The organism is Streptococcus parasanguinis, assembly GCF_032163505.1.
Lineage (GTDB): Bacteria > Bacillota > Bacilli > Lactobacillales > Streptococcaceae > Streptococcus > Streptococcus parasanguinis_V.
Genome location: NZ_CP134147.1, coordinates 422,010 through 439,928, shown reverse-complemented (window position 1 = coordinate 439,928; position 17,919 = coordinate 422,010). Strand labels below are relative to the sequence as shown.

Sequence of the window (17,919 nt, the reverse complement as noted above, 5' to 3'; positions counted from 1 at the left end):
GATAGAATTCAAAAAAAGGATGCATCGAAAAGAGGTCGGGACAAAAGTCTCCAACCTCAGAAAACAATTTGATCAAGTTCAACCGTTCTCTTAGAAAATAACACGGAAGAGTCCATACAATAGCAAGATGGAACCAAGAACGATCCGGTATTTCCCAAAGACGGTGAAATCATGATTTTTCACATAATCTGTCAAGAAGCGGATGGCATACATGCTGACCACAAAGGCCACTCCCATCGCTACCAGTAGAATAAAGAGTTGCCCCAGTGCTAGTGAATGTCCGCCAAGAGCGAATTTTCCAACCTTTAAGAGGCTAGCCCCAAACATGGCTGGAATCCCCAAATAAAAGGTAAATTCTGTCACCACTGGGCGGCTAACACCATTGATCAAACCACCTACAATCGTAGCACCTGAACGGCTTGTTCCTGGAAATAGCGATAAAACTTGGAAGAGTCCGATATAAAGAGCTGTTCGATAAGGGAGCTTATGCAACTCCGTTACTGCTGGCTCAACTTGTTCCCGTCTTTCCAGATAGATAAAGGCAATCCCGTAGGTGATCAACATAATCGCAACGGAAATCGAATTGTGGAAATGCGCCTCAAACCAATCATCTAATTTAAAAACAAAGACAAGCGGAAGGGTTGCAACCGCAACTTTTGCCCATAATTGCCAAGTTCGACGTACTTCTAGTGGAGATTTACCAGGTTTGAAGGGATATAATTTATCGAAATAAATCACCACAACCGCTAGGATCGCTCCCAATTGGATCACAACATTGAACATCTCCATAAAGGCTGGATCTTGATTTTTAAACTGCACAAAATCCTGTAACAGAATCAAGTGACCTGTACTTGAGATCGGTAACCATTCTGTAATCCCCTCGACAATCCCAAAAAGAACCGCCTTGATTAATTCGATCAGAAACATCTTTTTCTCCTAAACTTACATTTGCTCTATTATATCATAAATCTATGGACTGGACCAGGCCTTCTAAACTAGAAGGGACAGAGCGACCAAGACCATTCTCAGCGCTACTTAGAAGGCGCCAAAGCCTCCTCCGCCTCCTCCGCCAGAGAAGCCTCCTCCACTACCAGAAGAAACTGTGAAATGACTAGCTGTCGATGCTGTCGATCCATAAGTAGACATGGCATGACTTGAGTGGGTCACATCATGATAGAATGGGGTGTAAACGAAGGCGTTTAAGGCTTGATTTTCTAACTGAATATTCCGAAGTTTCATGACCTTTGTGACCTGATCGGCTACACCATACAAGGCCGCATAGACCAATAAGCGATTCCATAGGACTAGAGACTGCAACTCTGCTTCGTTGAGGTGGGCAATCTCTTTCAACATCCGACCAAAACTATCCCAGTAATAGCGTTGCTCAGCACCCGCAAGATTGACAACCCCATCTCGTAAGCATGCTTTAAAGACACCATTGAAGCGCACTGGCATAAACCAAAGTATGAGGATCCCTATCAAACAAGGAACAGAGAACCAACCCATCCCAAAGATGGCAAAGATTTCTGCTCCAAGGGCGATAAACCAAGCAGCCCAACCAAAGAAGAGGCTTCGTCTAGCTTGCGCTTCTTCATTTGCCTCTAAAGGGCGATAGTAGCTTGGCAAATGGAGATCTTCCACCTTGCGATGAACATCTTTGGCTACCTGGTTGACAGCAGCATCAAAGCGACCCTGAGCCCTACTTCCTAGCGAACGAATAGCATCTTGATCTGCTTTTTTGGCATGTTTGTATACGTCATCACTAAATTCATAATTCTTAAAGAGATCTTTAACGGTACAGGAAACCTGATCCCCAAAAGCCATATTCATAAAAGAGCGTTCAAAATCATCCACATGTCCATGAGACTTCCTGGTCAAAACAACTTCATTTCCTTGTTGCTCGTAGACAATCACTCCACGATCCATCAAATCCAGCAACGTAGCTTGAAGCATTTTTTCAAATGTAAATACCGGAGGAGTCGCCTTCTCTTTATTGGTCGGGGAGGCCTCGTCTAATTCAGCTGAATAAACAACCGAACTCATAATTAGAGGTGCAATGTCCTGTGGAATCTCATAAAGACGAGTATCGGTCGGATAGGTAACACCAGGCCAAATCATTTTTTTGAACCGATTGCGACCCAAGAGAGAAAGAAGCCAGAGTGCAATAATTAAGGCTGGCAAGATCCATTTCCAAAACATGCGTGTCCAGTATTTTTCTTGTTCAATTTTGGCTTGGTTCTTATGAAATTCATCCAATTTGGTCAAACCTGTATTTCGACCAGAATCATACAAAGTAGATAAGTCTGACTTCAACCAGTATCCATACAACTCCACCGCTTTTCCCTTGCCTAAGTTATAGAAAGTAGCAGAATAGATTCCATCTTCTTTTTTTACAGTCACATCTGGTCCCATAAAGGCTGTATGGATATACAGTTCCGATTGGGCATTGGCTGGTGCGAACTTAGGAATGACACGAAATTGAACTTCATCCACCTTCTGATCACCATCAGTAATTGGTTTCCAGTTCAACTGCAAGATATCCTTGTGTGAATAAAGAAGATTTTTTAATTTCCATGTGACTTTAATTTTGACTGTATCTGTCGCCACTCCACTGTTATAAATTTTCACTCGGTAGCCATCACCTAGATTCGTAATCTCGGGTTCTCTTTGAAGATCACGGCCTTCCACCTCAACCTTTGGCGGCATCTCAATTGCAAAGCCTTGTGGCATGTTCCCCGCAGTTCCTAGGCTAACATACTGCCCTCTATAAGAATCTTTGAAATAATAGACCAACTCCTCCTCATAGGTGGCGTCGTCCCAGGTGTCCAAGGTCAAGGTTCCACCATAGTACAATACATCATAAGATGGACTAGATGCATGGACATTCTGACTGACAAAAAGGCAGGCCAGAAAGGCGAAAAAAACATACAAATACTTTTTCATTTGATCACGCTCCTTTGTATTATTATAGCATTTTTTAAATAAAAAGAGGAGCATGCTTGAAATGCAACCTATTTTACCGTACAATAGGAAGAGTTAAAATAAGGAAGAGGAGAAAAAATGAAAAAAACATTATTCGCGCTCTTAACAGGGCTTTTCATTTGCCTAGGCATCACACAGGTTGCTCATGCAGATGACTATTTACGAATCGGAATGGAAGCGGCCTACGCTCCCTTTAACTGGACCCAGGAAGATGATTCAAATGGAGCCGTGAAGATTGATGGTACCAACCAATATGCTAATGGGTACGATGTCCAAATCGCCAAAAAAGTTGCTGAGGATTTAGGTAAAAAACCTTTGATCGTGAAAACATCTTGGAACGGTTTAATTCCAGCACTCACATCTGGTAAAATCGATATGATTATCGCCGGGATGAGTCCCACTGCTGAACGTAAAAAAGAGGTCGCCTTCTCTAATAGCTACTATACCAGCGAGCCAGTCATGCTGGTCCGCAGAGACGGAAACTATGCGAATGCTACTAGTCTAGATGACTTTAAAGATGCAAAGGTTACCTCTCAACAAGGGGTCTACCTCTACTCGCTCATTTCTCAACTCAAAGGGGCAAAACAAGAAACCGCCATGGGAGACTTTGCTCAAATGCGTCAAGCGCTTGAATCCGGCGTCATCGATGCTTATGTTTCCGAACGTCCCGAAGCCCTAACTGCCGAGTCCGCTAATTCTAAATTTAAGATGATTCAATTCAAAAAAGGATTTGAAGTTGGGGAAGAAGATGCGACGATCGCTATCGGGATGAAGAAGGGTGACACTAGAATTGACCAAGTCAATGCCGCACTAGCTAAGATTTCGTCTGAAGACCAAGTCAAACTCATGGATGATATGATTAAGAAGCAACCAGCTTCCAGTGATGCTAGTGATGATAAGCAGACATTCTTTAGCCAAATGATGAAGATTTTAAAGGATAATGGCCCACAGTTCTTACGGGGAACTGGAATGACCCTCTTAATCTCCATGACAGGTACCATTGCTGGGTTGATTATCGGTTTGTTAATCGGTGTCTTCCGGACAGCTCCGAAGGCTAAAAATAAATTCCTTGCTGGATGCCAAACTGCCTTTGGTTGGTTCCTCAATGTCTACATTGAAATCTTCCGTGGAACTCCGATGATCGTTCAATCCATGGTCATTTTCTACGGTTCCGCCCAAGCCTTCAACATTTCCTTGGATCGTACCTGGGCCGCCATCTTTATCGTATCAATCAATACCGGAGCTTATATGAGTGAGATTGTTCGTGGTGGGATCCTAGCAGTGGATCCAGGTCAGTTTGAAGCAGCGACTGCTCTAGGAATGACCCATGGACAAACCATGCGCAAGGTCGTCCTTCCACAGGTTGTTCGCAATATCTTGCCAGCAACAGGGAATGAATTTGTTATTAACATCAAGGATACATCTGTTTTGAATGTTATCTCTGTAGTTGAACTGTACTTTACAGGAAATACGGTCGCAACTCAAAACTACCAATACTTCCCAACCTTTACGATCATTGCTGTGATTTACTTCGTTCTCACCTTTACTATCACACGAATCCTTCGCTACATCGAACGTCGCTTAGATTCTGATACTTATACTACAGGTGCCAATCAAATGCAAGTCAAAGAGGTGAAATAATGGCAGAAAAAATTCTTGAAATCCAACATTTAAAAAAATCTTACGGTCAAAATGAGGTCTTGAAAGATATTTCGCTCACCGTTGAAAAAGGAGAGGTGATCTCCATCATTGGGAGCTCTGGTAGCGGAAAATCAACCTTCCTTCGCTCCATCAATCTTCTAGAGACTCCTACAGCTGGAGAGATTCTCTATCGTGGACAAAATGTTCTTGATCCTGAGTATGATCTTACCCACTACCGCGAGAAATTAGGGATGGTTTTCCAAAGCTTTAATCTCTTCGAAAATTTAAACGTCTTGGAAAATACCATCGTTGCACAAACAACCGTCCTCAAGCGCGATCGTGAAACTGCAGAGAAAGTTGCAAAGGAAAACCTTGAAAAAGTCGGTATGGGATCTCAATATTGGGCTGCCCGTCCGAAACAACTTTCAGGTGGTCAAAAGCAACGGGTCGCCATCGCACGCGCCCTCTCTATGGATCCTGATGCCATTCTCTTTGATGAACCAACTTCTGCCCTAGACCCAGAAATGGTTGGGGAAGTCTTGAAAATCATGCAGGACCTCGCTAAAGAAGGACTCACCATGATTGTCGTAACCCACGAAATGGAATTTGCCCGCGATGTCTCTAGCCGGGTCATCTTCATGGACAAGGGTGTCATCGCTGAGCAAGGAGATCCGAAAGAAATCTTTAGCAATCCAAAAGAAGAACGGACCAAGGAATTTCTTCAACGCTTCTTACATTAATCTCTTGAAACAGTTTGCTTACCAGTATGGAAGCAAGCTGTTTTTGTATCGCTTCTGCTTTTGAGGCATCGAAAAAACCAGAGAGCACACTCTCTGGTTTTCAATTGGAACAACAAATTAATCTTCAAATTTTTGATGATTTTTGTCATAAAAATCAATCAATCCAAGTGCAGTTTCAAACGAGATGTTCTTTACTTTTGCACGTCCTTGAGCCAAGGCAATGATAGACATTTCACGGGCATTTGTTTCTTTGCTGATACGATACCCTGTAATTTTCTTATCACGTACCCATCCAACAACTGATTCTACTTTTTCAAAGTTCGATTTAGCCATGATCTTTCTCCTATATTATTATTTCCAATACTAATATAAATTTTTTTGCACATTTTGTCAACTAAAATCGCTGAAAATACGAACCTTTTTTAAAAAATGATAAAAAGTTTACTTTGCTTTCAGGGCTGATAATATTTGTGTACGAATGTTTTCAACGCCATCAGGGTTTGCTGGTAGGAAAATCGTATTATTCCCTTCTTTATCTGCAAAATTATTTAGGGTATCCAAGTACTGGTTGGTTAAGAGAATAGACATGATTTGTTCTTCCGTCAAGTCTACATTCGCACCTTTTAACTCTTTAATAGAGTCTGCCAATCCATCGACAATGGCCTTCCGTTGCTCGGCAATACCAACCCCGTGCAAACGGTCTTTTTCCGCCTCAGCTTCGGCAGCAGTCACGATCTTGATCTTGTCTGCTTCTGCCAATTCCTGAGCCGCCACGCGTTTTCTTTGCGCCGCATTGATCTCGTTCATGGATTGTTTCACTTCGGCATCTGGCTCAACTTTGGTGATCAAGGTTTTAACAATAATATATCCATAAGTTGACATTTCTTCTGCCACTTGTTTTTGAACTTCAAGGGCGATTTCATCTTTTTTCTCAAATAATTCATCCAAGGTCAACTTAGGCACAGAAGAACGAAGAGCATCTTCAATATACGATTTAATCTGTGATTCTGGACGCATAAGTTTGTAGTAGGCATCCTTTACGTTGCTTTCATTCACTCGGTATTGCGTCGCCACATTCATGGTAACGAACACGTTATCCTGAGTTTTTGTTTCAACCACGATCTCACTCTGCAAGACGCGCAATTGAACTCGTGCGGCAATTTTATCGATGCCAAAAGGCGCTCGCATATGAATACCACTATCGCTAATTTTTTGATAGCGACCAAAACGCTCGATGATGGCAACAGATTGTTGCTTGACCACATATAGTGAGCTGATCACAATGAATCCTGCAACCATTAGCAAGAATAAAATAAAGATAAAAAATACAGGCATAAAAAGTTCCTCCTTTTAATTTACGCATATCATATCACAAGTCTTCATAAAAAAGCAATATATTCCATAAAAATATATTGCTTAAATTGTCGATTATTTCTGCATGATACTCAGACCAGCATATTATAGAGAGTTTCATTTCCGTTCAAGTTAATGAAAGACGGATCAAAACGCTCAATACGATTGACCAAACCTGCATAGTCATGCTTATTGGCCAAAGTAACCCCAATCAAGACAGGGCCAGTCCCCTTACTAGCACGCTTGATGTATTCAAAACGTGTGATATCATCATTTGGTCCTAAGATATCATTTACAAATTCGCGAAGGGCCCCTGGACGTTGTGGGAAGTTGACGATAAAGTAGTGTTTTACTCCATCGTAGATCAAGGCCCGTTCTTCCATCTCAGGCATACGGTTAATGTCATTGTTCCCACCTGAAATAATACAACAAATGGTTTTCCCCTTGATGTATTCGCGCAAGATTTCAAGGGATGCTACACTAGCTGCTCCCGCTGGTTCGGCTACGATCCCTTGCTTAGAATAAAGATCAATCAAGGTCTCTGAAATCAAGCCTTCATCGACCCCAACAAGAGTTTCCACATGCTGGCGGGTCACTTCATAAGTCGATTGTCCTACCTTTTGCACAGCAATCCCGTCTGCAAACTTATCAATTTCTGGTAATTTGACGGGACCACCTGCTTCAAAAGCAGCCTTCATGGAGCGCGCTCCTTCAGCCTCTACCCCAATGACCTCAATCCGAGGATCCGTTTCTTTGATGTAAGTAGAAACACCTGAAATGAGGCCTCCTCCACCTACAGGAACAAGGACAGCATCAAAGGAAATCGATTCTTTTCGAGCTTCCTCAAGAATTTCATAGGCCACTGTTCCTTGGCCAGCCTGTACGTGTGGATCATCAAACGGGTCAATAAAGGTCCGTTTTTCTGCAAGAGTAAATTCTTGAGCTGCCTTAGCTGACGCGTCAAAGGTATCCCCGACCAACTTAATCGTTACATAGTCCCCACCAAAGAATCGGACTTGGCCGATCTTTTGTTGAGGTGTTGTGATCGGCATGAAGATGGTTGCTGGAATCTTCATTTCATTACAAGTATAAGCAACTCCTTGCGCATGGTTTCCCGCAGAAGCACACACTACCCCACGCTCACGCTCTTCTTTTGAGAGTTGAGAAATTGCAAAATACGCTCCACGAATCTTGAACGAACGAACACGTTGGGCGTTTTCTTTTTTCAAATAAATCTTTGCCCCATATTTTTCAGATAAATAGTGGTCGTATTCAAGGGGCGTATTGACAACGACTCCACTTAATATTTTATGGGCCTTGGCCACATCTTTTGCTGTTATCATTTCTTACCTCTGTTGCTGTGTATTGATCAAAAAAGCAAGCTAGGGTGTCCCAACTTGCTTAGTCTTCTACAGACAATTAGTTGTAGATTTTGAAGGCGTCATCGTCGTTTTGACCAACGAATGGCATTGCTTTACGCAATTCAGCACCAACTTTTTCAATTTCAAGTTCTTCAGCTTGTTTGCGGAAGGCTTTCAAACGTGGGAAACCAGCATCGTGGTCTTCAACGAATTCACGCGCAAATTTACCTGATTGGATATCAGCAAGGGCAGCTTTCATGTTTTCTTTTACTTCTGGACCGATAACACGTGGACCAGTTACGAAATCACCAAATTCTGCAGTATTTGAACATGATTGACGCATTTTCTTGAAGCCACCTTCGTAGATCAAGTCAACGATCAATTTCATTTCGTGAAGGACTTCGAAGTAAGCCAATTCAGGTGCATAACCAGCTTCTGTCAAAACTTCAAATCCAGCTTCGATCAAGCTTGTCAAACCACCCATAAGAACGGCTTGTTCACCAAACAAATCTTCTTCTGTTTCTTCTTTGAAGGTTGTTGAAAGAAGACCAACACGTGCTGAACCAACACCTTTTGCCCAGTCCATTGCGATGTCTTTCGCGTTACCAGTAGCATCTTGGTAGACAGCGTAAAGTGCTGGTACACCAAATCCTTCAGTGTAAGTACGACGTACCAAGTGACCTGGTCCTTTTGGTGCCACCATGAAGACATCTACGTCTTCAGGAGCTTTGATGTAACCAAAGTGGATATTGAAACCATGGGCAAAACCAAGAGCTTTACCAGCGCTCAAGTTTGGAGCGATTTCATCTTTGTAGATATCTTTTTGGATTTCGTCTGGTGCCAAGATCATGATGATATCAGCCAATTTAGTTGCTTCTGCAACTGGGTAAGCTTCAAATCCATCTTCTTTTGCTTTATCGAATGATTTACCAGGACGCACACCGATGATGACATCATGACCTGAATCACGCAAGTTTTGTGCGTGTGCATGACCTTGTGAACCATAACCGATAACGGCGATTTTTTTACCATCAAGTGCTGGTACTTTAACGTCTTTTTCGTATTCCATTTGAACTGCCATAAGTAAAATCTCTTTTCTATTATATTATTTGCCTTTTTAAGGCGGGGTTAACAATGTTAAGGTGAGAATTAATCTCGAGTAAATCCGGTTGCACCGGTGCGGGCGATGTTTTTAATCCCATAAGGTCGAATAACACGAATGAGGGCTTCGCTCTTTTCTGCATTTCCCGTCATTTGAACGGTGATAGAGCTTGGGGCTACATCGACCACGGTCGCACGGAAAGGTTGAATAATGGCCAAGATTTCTGCTCGCTTCTCAGCAGGTGCAGAAACTTTCACCAGGATCACTTCGCGCTCCAAGTGTGGTTTATCAGTGATATCCCGGACACGGATCACATCCACTTGGCGGTTGAGCTGTTTGATGATTTGCTCTACTTCATCATGCGAAGCAACATCAATGATAATGGTAATCCGCGATACATTAGGGTTTTCTGTTGCGCCAACAGAGATGCTTTCGATATTGACTTGACGTCTCGACAAGACTCCAGTAAAGCGGTTCAGAACACCTGAGCGGTTTTGAAGTTTGGCTGTTAACATTCTACGCATTAAACTTCACCCCCAACATCTCATGATTACTCTTACCAGCTGGTACCATCGGCAAGACATGCTCTTTCCGAGAAATGTCTACTTCGATGAACATTGGTACATCTTCTGTGATGACTTCCAAATCCTTCTCAAGAGTTTCAGGATTATCAAATTTATAATTCTTGATCCCGTAAGCTTGCGCCATCAATTGGAAATCTGGAAGGCTATCAAAGACTGACTCTGACGTCCGACCATCATAGAAGGCTTCTTGCCATTGACGGACCATTCCAAGCGAGTGGTTGTTGAGCATAACGACCTTGATCGGAACCTTATAAATATTTAAGATTGCCAATTCTTGATTGGTCATTTGGAAACCACCATCTCCGACAAAGAGAACAACTTCTTTATCTGGATTGGCAATTTTCGCTCCGATAGCTGCAGGAACACCGAATCCCATCGTTCCTAGACCACCAGATGTTACCAATTGGCGCTCATTTTGGTAAGGATAGTATTGAGCTGCCCACATTTGGTGTTGTCCAACGTCTGTGACGACAATAGCGTCTCCCTTGGTCAACTCTCCAATGCGTTCAATCACAGCTTGTGGTTGCACAACCCGTTCCTTCTTATCGTAAGAACGAACCCGGTTCTTATCTTGGGTCACCTTTTCGATCCACTTTTCAGTGTTATTATGAACCGTTGGCTCTGCTAGCAACTGTTGCAAGGCTTTCTTTGCATCGCCAACCACAGGAATGTCGACAGCAATGATCTTACCAATCTCTGCAGGATCAATGTCGATATGGGCAACCTTAGCATTTTTAGCGAAAGTCTTTGGATTCCCTGTCAAACGGTCGTCAAATCGACAACCAACACTGATCATGAAATCCGTCTCTGTCATAGCGATATTGGCCGCGAAGGATCCATGCATGCCTCCCATCCCTAGGAAAAGAGGATGACTGGTTGCAATCGTTCCTTGGCCTAACAGACTGGTCACTACCGGAATTTGATAGCGCTCTGCTAGAGCAATCAACTCTTTTGCAGCTCCAGCGTAACTCACCCCACCACCAGCAAGAAGAACTGGTTTTTTAGCCTTACTCAATTGCTTCAAAATCTTTTTGATCTGCAATTCATTGGGTTCAATGGTAGGCTGGTAGCTTGGAAGCTTCACACTTGGTTCATAGATAAAATCTGTCTCTAAAGCAGACACATCCTTTGGAAGGTCAATTACCACAGGGCCAGGACGGCCGGTCGTCGCAATATGGACAGCTTCTGTGATAATTCGTGGAATATCTGCCGTCTCACGTACTTGATAGTTGTACTTGGTGATGGGCATGGTAATTCCCACGATATCCGCTTCTTGAAAGGCGTCTTTCCCGATCCCAGCACGATTGACTTGACCAGTGAAGACTAATAGGGGAACGCTATCGCTCATGGCATCTGCAATCCCTGTAATGGCATTTGTAGCCCCCGGTCCACTAGTGACGACTGCGACACCCAGCTTTCCAGTTGATTTGGCGTAGCCTTCAGCCTCATGCAAGCATCCTTGTTCATGACGACCCAAGATATGCTGGATACCCTCAAAGCTATAGATGGCATCGTATAAAGGCAAAACCGCTCCACCAGGATAACCAAAAATCGTGTCAATGCCCAAATCACGCAGGGTTTCAAGAACGAGCTCTGAACCGGTTTTTGCAGTTTCTAAGGTAATTTTCTCCATGTCTCTCCTTTCCAGTACTTTGTATATCAAATTAGCATGCTACTATCATACCATTTTTAGAAAATATTTCAAGGAAAAATAGTAAATTTTCTGAATTTTCTATCCAAATCCGAAGAATGAGAGTTTTTCTAAAAATGCTAGGTCTATCAGAAAAAAAGTCCCTAGGAACTCCTAGAAACTTTTCTTCCTTATAACCAACCCTTTTCTTGGGCAATCTTTGCTGCCTCAGTCCGATTCTCTGCATTTAACTTGGTCAGAATGGCTGACATATAATTGCGGATGGTCCCGTTAGAGAGAAATAATCGATCAGCAATTTCTTGGTTGGAAGCTCCTTTGGCGACTTCTTTTAGGACTGCTTGCTCCTGAGAACTTAGAGGATTGGGATGGGTCAAGATTCCCTCCATTAATTCAGGAGAATATTCTTTTTGACCTGCCAAAACCGTATGAAGGGTCCCCATCAAGTCCGTGATCCGGCGTTCTTTTAAGACATAGGCATCGACTCCAGCCTTCAGGGCCCGCTCAAAGTAACCCGGTCGCTTAAAGGTGGTAACGATGACAACCTTGAGCTGGGGTTGTTGACTTTTGGCCCATTCCAACACTTCTAGCCCTGTTTTGATGGGCATCTCAATATCTAAGATAGCAATATCAACTGGATGGGTTTCGAGTAAGCGAATAGCTTCTTGCCCGTCTCCAGCCTGCAAGACTTCTTCTACATCCTCTTGCAAAAGCAAGAGCTGGCAGAGGGCATCGCGCAACATACTTTGGTCTTCAGCAACTAATAAGCGCATCTTATTTCCTTTCTTGATAGGGGATCCGTATTTCTATGCGGGTTGGCTTGTGACGACGACTGATCTCTAACTCTCCTCCCAATAAGGCAATCCGTTCGCGGATCGAGTGCAGATCCTTATCGGAAACTTTACTAAAGCCGATGCCATTGTCTTCTGCAACCATTTCTACACCTGTCTCGGTGGAGCAATAAGAGAGAAAGGCCTGCGTCGCTTTGGCATGTTTGATCATATTAGTGGCTAATTCCAGAGACACCATGGCCAGAGCAGACTCTAGGATCGGCGAGATGCTAGCTGTATCGAGCTCATTCTGAATCTCCACTTTGACTTGCGCCACTTCTAGCATTTGCTGGACAGTTTCTAGCTCTCTTGTCAGGGTTCGCTGCTTCAAGTTCTCCACAATCTCTCGGACTTGGTGCATGGACTCTTGACTGATAGCTTGAATCTCTTGCACCTGCTCCTGCGCCTTCTCAACCTGACCCAATGCTAAGAATTGATCAGCTAGGTCCGCCTTGACACTGAGCATGGCAAAGGTGTGTCCTAGACTGTCATGCAGATCGCGGCCAATCCGATGGCGCTCGTTTTCTGCCAACAAGAGATTGATCTGGGCATTTTGCTTGGCATGGTCAGCTTTCAACTCTTCCACCATCCGAATCCGAATCATGCCGTAGGTCATGGCATGGGTAAAAAAGAAAATAATGATTAAAAATACCCATTCATACTCCATCGCACTCTGTTTGAAAAAGATGGCCCCAAAAAGCAGGAATTGCGATAGAAAAACTGTCCAAAGATAGGGAGAGCGAAAATTGCGAATCTCAAAGTGATAGACCAATAGGTTGCTGATGAAGAAATAAAACCAAAAATAGTTGGCGTTAATAAAAAGAGTATTTCCTGCTACATAGGCTAGGAGGTATAGCCAACAAATCCAGGTCAGCTTTTTGTTTTCAGTAATCAAGACTCCTAGATAGGAAGCAATAAACAAGAGGGCTAAAAAGAAGTGCCAGTAGGGGACCTCCCCTAATAAAATAGAGATAAAGGGAAAGCCCATAAAGACTAGGCTAGCGTAAAACATATAATGGATACGCTTGAGTTTTTCAATCATGAACGAACCTCAGAATGATGACGATAAACAATGACAAGGGTAAACAAGACCAGGGTAAACAAGGTTAAATAGAGACTAGCAACAACATTGATCTGCCCCTTGTTTAAAAAGGTCTTGATCAGCTCCATCAATTGATAGGTTGGTAGGCATTTGCCGATGGCTTGCATCCATTCTGGAAAGAGGCTAATGGGCATCCAAAGGCCACCCATGACAGCGAGCCCCATGTAAAGGAGATTACCCACAACAGACATCAATTGACTAGAAGGAAGCAGGGTCAAGACCAGACCGAGAGCCACAAACGCTAGGCTTCCTAGGATGAGAAGGAAGGCTCCTAAGATCCAATCCTGCAGGGGCATATTCACATGCCGCACCACATGGCCTACGGTAAAGACAACTCCAATCGATAGGAGAAAATCGACAAAGAGACCCACAACCTTTATTAGATAATATTCTACCATAGATACGGGGGTATGGCGCAAGACTTTTTGCCAATTATTGAGTCGATCGGTTTCAAGAACGGTTGGAAAAGAAAAGATAGCCGTAGACATCATGGAAAAAGCCGTCATGGACAAAAGATAATCCCTCATAAAGTGAGCGGGTGCCCCTGGCGTGTCCTGGTACATCCCTGAAAAGAAAAGATAAAAGGCCGTGGGCATCCCAATTGATAACAAGTAATAAATGGCCTGGCGACTGGTCAAATGCCACTCAACCACGCCGAGAGCTTTCATGCGTTTCATCTTCTCTACCTACTTCCTTTGTATTTTCAAAAATAGAATCCAATAAACTTCGATTGGTCACTTCGATTTCTTGGATCGAACATCCTTCTTCTTGCAAGCGAGTCCACAAACGATTGGCGTCGCGTGTCACAACCTGAAGAGCATCGGGTTTAATGACCACTTGACCAATGCCTTCCATCTCTGCCACTAGAGCTTGGTAGCGTAGAGGTAGGGTGAAATGTTTTTCTACCTCTTCGCTTCTCATAGCGAGAGGTGTCGTATCCCGAAGCAAATGGCCCTGATGCAAGACCAGGATCCGATCAGCTGTATGTTCTACTTCCTCGATGTAATGCGAAGAATAGACAATGGTCACGCCTTCTTCCTTTAAATGCCCGACGATCTCCCAAAAGCGTTGGCGAGTGGACGTATCCATCCCCGCAGTTGGCTCATCTAAGAAAAGTAAGCTAGGACGACCAATCAAGGTTAGAACAAAGGATAAGAGGCGCTTTTGACCACCAGACAACTTACTAGCCAATTGTTTCTTTTGTTCTGAGCTAAAACGTAATAAATCATCAATTTCTTCCCCTGTTAAGGGTTGGGGATAAATAGAGCGAAAGAAGTTGATCAGTTCCTGCACGGTTAACTTTTGAACGATGGCATTCTCTTGAGGGAGATAGGACACACTAGCCTTTAACTGAGGATGACCAGGTGCCTTCCCCTCTACTTCAATAATCCCAGAAGTCGCCTTCATATCTCCCAGAAGACAGTTCATCAAGGTTGTTTTCCCAGCTCCGTTTGGTCCGATCAAGGCCAGACAATCCCCCCGTTCCACTGTGAAAGAAAGATCTTCTAGGATCACCTTTCCTTTGATACTTTTGTTCAAGTTCTCTACTCTAATGACACTCATGAGACTCTCCTTTCAACCAGATTTGACCAGCTGGAATGATGACAAAGACGACCAAGGTCACTCCCCAAACTGTTTGGAAAAACCAGCTAGGAAAATGGGCAGAAAACCAGCCCGTCATCATCTCAGTTGCCCAAAGGAGCAAACACAAAACAGCTACCAATCCAATTTCAAACTTCTTTTTCATTGCTCCATTTCCTTTTTAACCGCCTTGATCATTTTCAATCCTTCTTGAACCACCCAGCTCATGATGCCAATCCCAGCAAATAATTCCCAAGGAAAATGGTAATAGAGACTATCATCCTTTGAAAAGATCAAATAAACGACCATCCCAACCACTGTCAACGTAAACACCTTAAACAACCATTGTTTCATTTTTTCTTACCTCTTACTTTCTGACTTTATTATATGAAAAGAAAGAAGAGGCAACTAGATGATTTTGTCACTCGCTCACATGACAAATGTCACTAAAAAAAGCCGAGTGACTTCACTCGACTTTTTCTATTCTTCTTACTGGCCTTCTTCTTTCATGCCATGCAGTTTCAAGGCCTTGACCAAGGCATCTGCCTTCATGTTTTTCAAATCATTGAGACCAGCATCTTTGAAGTAAGAAATTTCTTCTAGAGACTTGGCATCAATTTGGTTGAGGTCAATCACACTGGTTGAGAGCAATTTTTTCTCTGGGGTGACTGTGTATTCCAAACTAAAACCGGGAACGGTTTTTAGCTTCTTATAGTCTTCATTTTGCTCCAGCAAAGCTTGAATGGCTGCTGTGAGCTCTTCAGGTGACTTTTCTGCTGCGATGGTCCCAAGTTGTTGGGGCAGATCGGCCGTCACTTCGATGCGAAGGTTTTCAACCTTGTCTCCCTTAGACTTGATGATATCCCGGTGTTTTGTTCCATTGATATCTCCTACTAAGGTTGTGGTTTTTTCTTCATTTTTTACTTCTTTTTTAACAGAGGAACTGCTAGATGAGCTAGCGGTTGTAGTTTTCTTTGTTTGGGATTGCGAACAACCAGTCAATACCAAAATGGCTAGCCCAAGGGTTACAAAAAATTTCTTCATTTTTATAACTCTCCTTTCACATACTGATACCAGTATAACATATCGCGTCTTTCTTGTCTAAAAACTCCACTGCTCAAACCATTTCCCCCTCTTTTCAAGCTCTTCCATTTGAATAAAAATCTGATGAATGTGAGACTTTTTGCAGAAACCCCTTTTTCTCACGAATAAAGCTTCCGTGTAGGGGTCGCTTCAATCTCAATCCCTCTGAATCACGCTGCTTTCATAGGGAATCTCCTCGTTTTTCTATATACAAAAAAAGGTTCCGAAAGGAACCTTCTGTTCAATTATTCTACACTAAACAAGTATGGGTAGACTGGTTGGCCACCTTGGTGGATTTCCACTTCTACATCTTCGTATTTTTCAGCAAGGGCTTGGGCCAATTCATTTGCCAACTCCTCACTGCCGTCTTCACCGACATAGATGGTCACAATTTCACTGTCTTCATCCAACATATGAGCGAATGTTTCTTCCAAGGTTTCCATCATATCTGGATTTGAAACAACGATTTTGCCATCGACCATTCCAAGATTATCATTTTCATGGATTTCAAGCCCATCAATAGTGGTATCGCGAACCGCTGTTGTCACACTACCAGACGCAACATCACCCAATGAAGCGCTCATGCGTTCGTAGTTTTCTTCGATCGATTTGCTTTCATCAAAGGCAAGAAGACTAGTCAATCCTTGAGGGATAGTCTTGGTCTCAACAACTGCTGCAGGTTGATCAATCACTTCTGCTGCAGATTGAGCCGCCATCAAGATATTTTTGTTGTTTGGCAAGATAATGATGTTGCGCGCATTCAACTCTTCAACCGCTTTGACAAAGTCTTCTGTTGATGGGTTCATGGTTTGACCACCAGAGATGATGTAATCAACTCCTTGCGCTTTAAAGATATCAGCCAATCCGTCACCCGCAACGACTGCGATGATGGCATATTCTTTTTCTTCAACTGGCTTCGCTTGACGCTCTTCTTTTTCAACTTGCGCTTCGTGTTGGTTACGCATGTTGTCGACTTTGACCTTGACCAAGCTTCCGTACTTAAGACCTTCTTGCATGACAAGACCTGGATCTTCTGTATGGACGTGAACTTTGACAATCTCATCGTCATTCACCACCAATAGGGAATCCCCAAGGTTGTTCAAATAGTTACGGAATTCATCGTAATCGAAGTCTTTGACATAGGTTGGACCTTGTTTCAAAGCGACCATGATTTCTGTACAGTAACCAAACTTGATGTCTTCAGTTGCGACATGGCCAGCGACTGACTTGTGGTGTTCTGCATTGATCATTTCTGACATGGTTGCAGGTGTTGCTTGGAACTCTTCAGAAGCGATGAATTCACCTGTCAAGGCTGACAAGAATCCTTCATAGATGAAGACCAACCCTTGACCACCAGAGTCTACCACGCCAACTTCTTTCAAGACTGGCAACATATCTGGAGTCTTGGCAAGAGCTGTTTTAGCCCCTTCAAGAGCGGCACGCATAACTTCTACTGCATCGTTGGTAGATTCTGCTTTTTTCTTAGCCCCGATGGCTGCTCCACGAGAAACCGTCAAAATGGTTCCTTCAACCGGCTTCATAACGGCTTTATAAGCAACTTCTACCCCAGATTGGAAGGCTGCTGCAAGCGCTGCTCCATCCAATTCTTCTTTGTCTTTGACACTTTGAGAAAATCCGCGGAACAATTGAGAAGTGATAACTCCTGAGTTCCCACGCGCACCCATCAAGAGACCTTTAGCGAAGATCCCTGCTGCTTCTCCAACAGTTGATGCAGAACGGTCAGATACTTCTTTGGCCCCATTTTCTATGGTCATTCCCATATTGGTTCCTGTATCTCCATCTGGTACAGGAAAGACGTTCAAAGAGTTTACATATTCCGCTTGTTTATTTAAGCGCGTAGCCCCCGCTTGAACCATTTCTTGAAATAAACTTGTAGTAATATTAGCCACGA

General features: G+C 43.3%; 18 protein-coding genes. 2 read left to right on the top strand and 16 right to left on the bottom strand.

The genetic code is table 11. The features are described from left to right. Nucleotides 1-90 precede the first annotated feature (90 nt). Nucleotides 91-927, bottom strand: coding sequence for an undecaprenyl-diphosphate phosphatase (locus RIN70_RS02315; protein WP_013904699.1), 837 nt, complete (start codon nt 925-927; stop codon nt 91-93). 108 nt (nt 928-1,035) lie between these two features. After that, nucleotides 1,036-2,943 (bottom strand): DUF2207 family protein, encoded by a 1,908-nt coding sequence (locus RIN70_RS02310; RefSeq protein WP_313790656.1) that lies wholly within the window; start codon nt 2,941-2,943, stop codon nt 1,036-1,038. A gap of 117 nt (nt 2,944-3,060) precedes the next feature. Here RIN70_RS02310 and RIN70_RS02305 point away from each other — a divergent pair, with 117 nt between their 5' ends. Together RIN70_RS02305 and RIN70_RS02300 are read left to right on the top strand one after the other, a co-directional pair. Continuing rightward, nucleotides 3,061-4,623 (top strand): ABC transporter substrate-binding protein/permease, encoded by a 1,563-nt coding sequence (locus RIN70_RS02305; protein ID WP_313790655.1) that lies wholly within the window; start codon nt 3,061-3,063, stop codon nt 4,621-4,623. After that, the gene (locus RIN70_RS02300) at nt 4,623-5,363 is read left to right on the top strand and encodes an amino acid ABC transporter ATP-binding protein (RefSeq protein WP_003010256.1); all 741 of its coding nucleotides are present in this window, start codon (nt 4,623-4,625) and stop codon (nt 5,361-5,363) included. Before RIN70_RS02305 ends, RIN70_RS02300 begins: the two co-directional genes overlap by 1 nt. A 117-nt stretch (nt 5,364-5,480) precedes the next feature. Here the strand turns inward: RIN70_RS02300 and RIN70_RS02295 are convergent, their stop codons facing one another. The 14 genes from RIN70_RS02295 to RIN70_RS02230 all read right to left on the bottom strand — a co-directional run bounded on the left by RIN70_RS02295 (nt 5,481) and on the right by RIN70_RS02230 (nt 17,917). After that, the gene (locus RIN70_RS02295) at nt 5,481-5,696 is read right to left on the bottom strand and encodes a capsule biosynthesis transcriptional regulator (RefSeq protein ID WP_003004771.1); all 216 of its coding nucleotides are present in this window, start codon (nt 5,694-5,696) and stop codon (nt 5,481-5,483) included. A 108-nt stretch (nt 5,697-5,804) separates the two neighbouring features. Then, the gene (locus RIN70_RS02290) at nt 5,805-6,698 is read right to left on the bottom strand and encodes an SPFH domain-containing protein (RefSeq protein ID WP_049485789.1); all 894 of its coding nucleotides are present in this window, start codon (nt 6,696-6,698) and stop codon (nt 5,805-5,807) included. A 110-nt stretch (nt 6,699-6,808) separates the two neighbouring features. Continuing rightward, nucleotides 6,809-8,059 (bottom strand): threonine ammonia-lyase IlvA, encoded by a 1,251-nt coding sequence (gene ilvA / locus RIN70_RS02285; RefSeq protein WP_031576453.1) that lies wholly within the window; start codon nt 8,057-8,059, stop codon nt 6,809-6,811. A gap of 76 nt (nt 8,060-8,135) precedes the next feature. After that, nucleotides 8,136-9,158 carry a ketol-acid reductoisomerase gene (gene ilvC / locus RIN70_RS02280; RefSeq protein ID WP_003004157.1) on the bottom strand — a complete coding sequence of 341 codons (1,023 nt, stop codon included), beginning with the start codon at nt 9,156-9,158 and terminating at the stop codon, nt 8,136-8,138. A gap of 68 nt (nt 9,159-9,226) precedes the next feature. After that, the gene (gene ilvN, locus RIN70_RS02275; protein ID WP_003010242.1) at nt 9,227-9,703 is read right to left on the bottom strand and encodes an acetolactate synthase small subunit; all 477 of its coding nucleotides are present in this window, start codon (nt 9,701-9,703) and stop codon (nt 9,227-9,229) included. Then, nucleotides 9,696-11,396 (bottom strand): acetolactate synthase large subunit, encoded by a 1,701-nt coding sequence (locus tag RIN70_RS02270; RefSeq protein ID WP_003004603.1) that lies wholly within the window; start codon nt 11,394-11,396, stop codon nt 9,696-9,698. Before RIN70_RS02270 ends, ilvN begins: the two co-directional genes overlap by 8 nt. Before the next feature lie 188 nt (nt 11,397-11,584). Continuing rightward, nucleotides 11,585-12,184, bottom strand: a complete 600-nt coding sequence (locus RIN70_RS02265; protein WP_129270464.1) for a response regulator transcription factor — start codon at nt 12,182-12,184, stop codon at nt 11,585-11,587. A gap of 1 nt (nt 12,185) precedes the next feature. Continuing rightward, on the bottom strand, nt 12,186-13,283 hold the full coding sequence (locus RIN70_RS02260; RefSeq protein ID WP_048714776.1) for a sensor histidine kinase: 1,098 nt from the start codon (nt 13,281-13,283) through the stop codon (nt 12,186-12,188). Then, nucleotides 13,280-14,020 carry an ABC transporter permease gene (locus RIN70_RS02255; protein ID WP_313790654.1) on the bottom strand — a complete coding sequence of 247 codons (741 nt, stop codon included), beginning with the start codon at nt 14,018-14,020 and terminating at the stop codon, nt 13,280-13,282. Before RIN70_RS02255 ends, RIN70_RS02260 begins: the two co-directional genes overlap by 4 nt. After that, nucleotides 13,989-14,906, bottom strand: a complete 918-nt coding sequence (locus RIN70_RS02250; RefSeq protein ID WP_313790653.1) for an ABC transporter ATP-binding protein — start codon at nt 14,904-14,906, stop codon at nt 13,989-13,991. The genes RIN70_RS02255 and RIN70_RS02250 overlap by 32 nt, the downstream gene beginning before the upstream one ends. Then, a complete protein-coding gene (locus RIN70_RS02245; protein ID WP_150905358.1) occupies nt 14,893-15,090 on the bottom strand; it encodes a hypothetical protein in 198 nt (65 codons plus the stop codon). Before RIN70_RS02245 ends, RIN70_RS02250 begins: the two co-directional genes overlap by 14 nt. Then, the gene (locus tag RIN70_RS02240; protein ID WP_313790652.1) at nt 15,087-15,278 is read right to left on the bottom strand and encodes a hypothetical protein; all 192 of its coding nucleotides are present in this window, start codon (nt 15,276-15,278) and stop codon (nt 15,087-15,089) included. Before RIN70_RS02240 ends, RIN70_RS02245 begins: the two co-directional genes overlap by 4 nt. A gap of 135 nt (nt 15,279-15,413) precedes the next feature. Beyond that, nucleotides 15,414-15,968, bottom strand: a complete 555-nt coding sequence (locus tag RIN70_RS02235; protein WP_023919327.1) for an SP0191 family lipoprotein — start codon at nt 15,966-15,968, stop codon at nt 15,414-15,416. 284 nt (nt 15,969-16,252) lie between these two features. Next, complete coding sequence (locus RIN70_RS02230; RefSeq protein WP_014712937.1) at nt 16,253-17,917, bottom strand: DAK2 domain-containing protein; 1,665 nt, start codon at nt 17,915-17,917, stop codon at nt 16,253-16,255. Nucleotides 17,918-17,919 lie beyond the last annotated feature (2 nt).

Bases quoted from the DNA above. Each gene is read 5' to 3' on its own strand.
- RIN70_RS02315 (WP_013904699.1), bottom strand. From the start codon at position 927: ATGTTTCTGATCGAATTAATCAAGGCGGTTCTTTTTGGGATTGTCGAG.
- RIN70_RS02310 (WP_313790656.1), bottom strand. From the start codon at position 2,943: ATGAAAAAGTATTTGTATGTTTTTTTCGCCTTTCTGGCCTGCCTTTTT.
- RIN70_RS02305 (WP_313790655.1), top strand. From the start codon at position 3,061: ATGAAAAAAACATTATTCGCGCTCTTAACAGGGCTTTTCATTTGCCTA.
- RIN70_RS02300 (WP_003010256.1), top strand. From the start codon at position 4,623: ATGGCAGAAAAAATTCTTGAAATCCAACATTTAAAAAAATCTTACGGT.
- RIN70_RS02295 (WP_003004771.1), bottom strand. From the start codon at position 5,696: ATGGCTAAATCGAACTTTGAAAAAGTAGAATCAGTTGTTGGATGGGTA.
- RIN70_RS02290 (WP_049485789.1), bottom strand. From the start codon at position 6,698: ATGCCTGTATTTTTTATCTTTATTTTATTCTTGCTAATGGTTGCAGGA.
- ilvA (WP_031576453.1), bottom strand. From the start codon at position 8,059: ATGATAACAGCAAAAGATGTGGCCAAGGCCCATAAAATATTAAGTGGA.
- ilvC (WP_003004157.1), bottom strand. From the start codon at position 9,158: ATGGCAGTTCAAATGGAATACGAAAAAGACGTTAAAGTACCAGCACTT.
- ilvN (WP_003010242.1), bottom strand. From the start codon at position 9,703: ATGCGTAGAATGTTAACAGCCAAACTTCAAAACCGCTCAGGTGTTCTG.
- RIN70_RS02270 (WP_003004603.1), bottom strand. From the start codon at position 11,396: ATGGAGAAAATTACCTTAGAAACTGCAAAAACCGGTTCAGAGCTCGTT.
- RIN70_RS02265 (WP_129270464.1), bottom strand. From the start codon at position 12,184: ATGCGCTTATTAGTTGCTGAAGACCAAAGTATGTTGCGCGATGCCCTC.
- RIN70_RS02260 (WP_048714776.1), bottom strand. From the start codon at position 13,283: ATGATTGAAAAACTCAAGCGTATCCATTATATGTTTTACGCTAGCCTA.
- RIN70_RS02255 (WP_313790654.1), bottom strand. From the start codon at position 14,020: ATGAAACGCATGAAAGCTCTCGGCGTGGTTGAGTGGCATTTGACCAGT.
- RIN70_RS02250 (WP_313790653.1), bottom strand. From the start codon at position 14,906: ATGAGTGTCATTAGAGTAGAGAACTTGAACAAAAGTATCAAAGGAAAG.
- RIN70_RS02245 (WP_150905358.1), bottom strand. From the start codon at position 15,090: ATGAAAAAGAAGTTTGAAATTGGATTGGTAGCTGTTTTGTGTTTGCTC.
- RIN70_RS02240 (WP_313790652.1), bottom strand. From the start codon at position 15,278: ATGAAACAATGGTTGTTTAAGGTGTTTACGTTGACAGTGGTTGGGATG.
- RIN70_RS02235 (WP_023919327.1), bottom strand. From the start codon at position 15,968: ATGAAGAAATTTTTTGTAACCCTTGGGCTAGCCATTTTGGTATTGACT.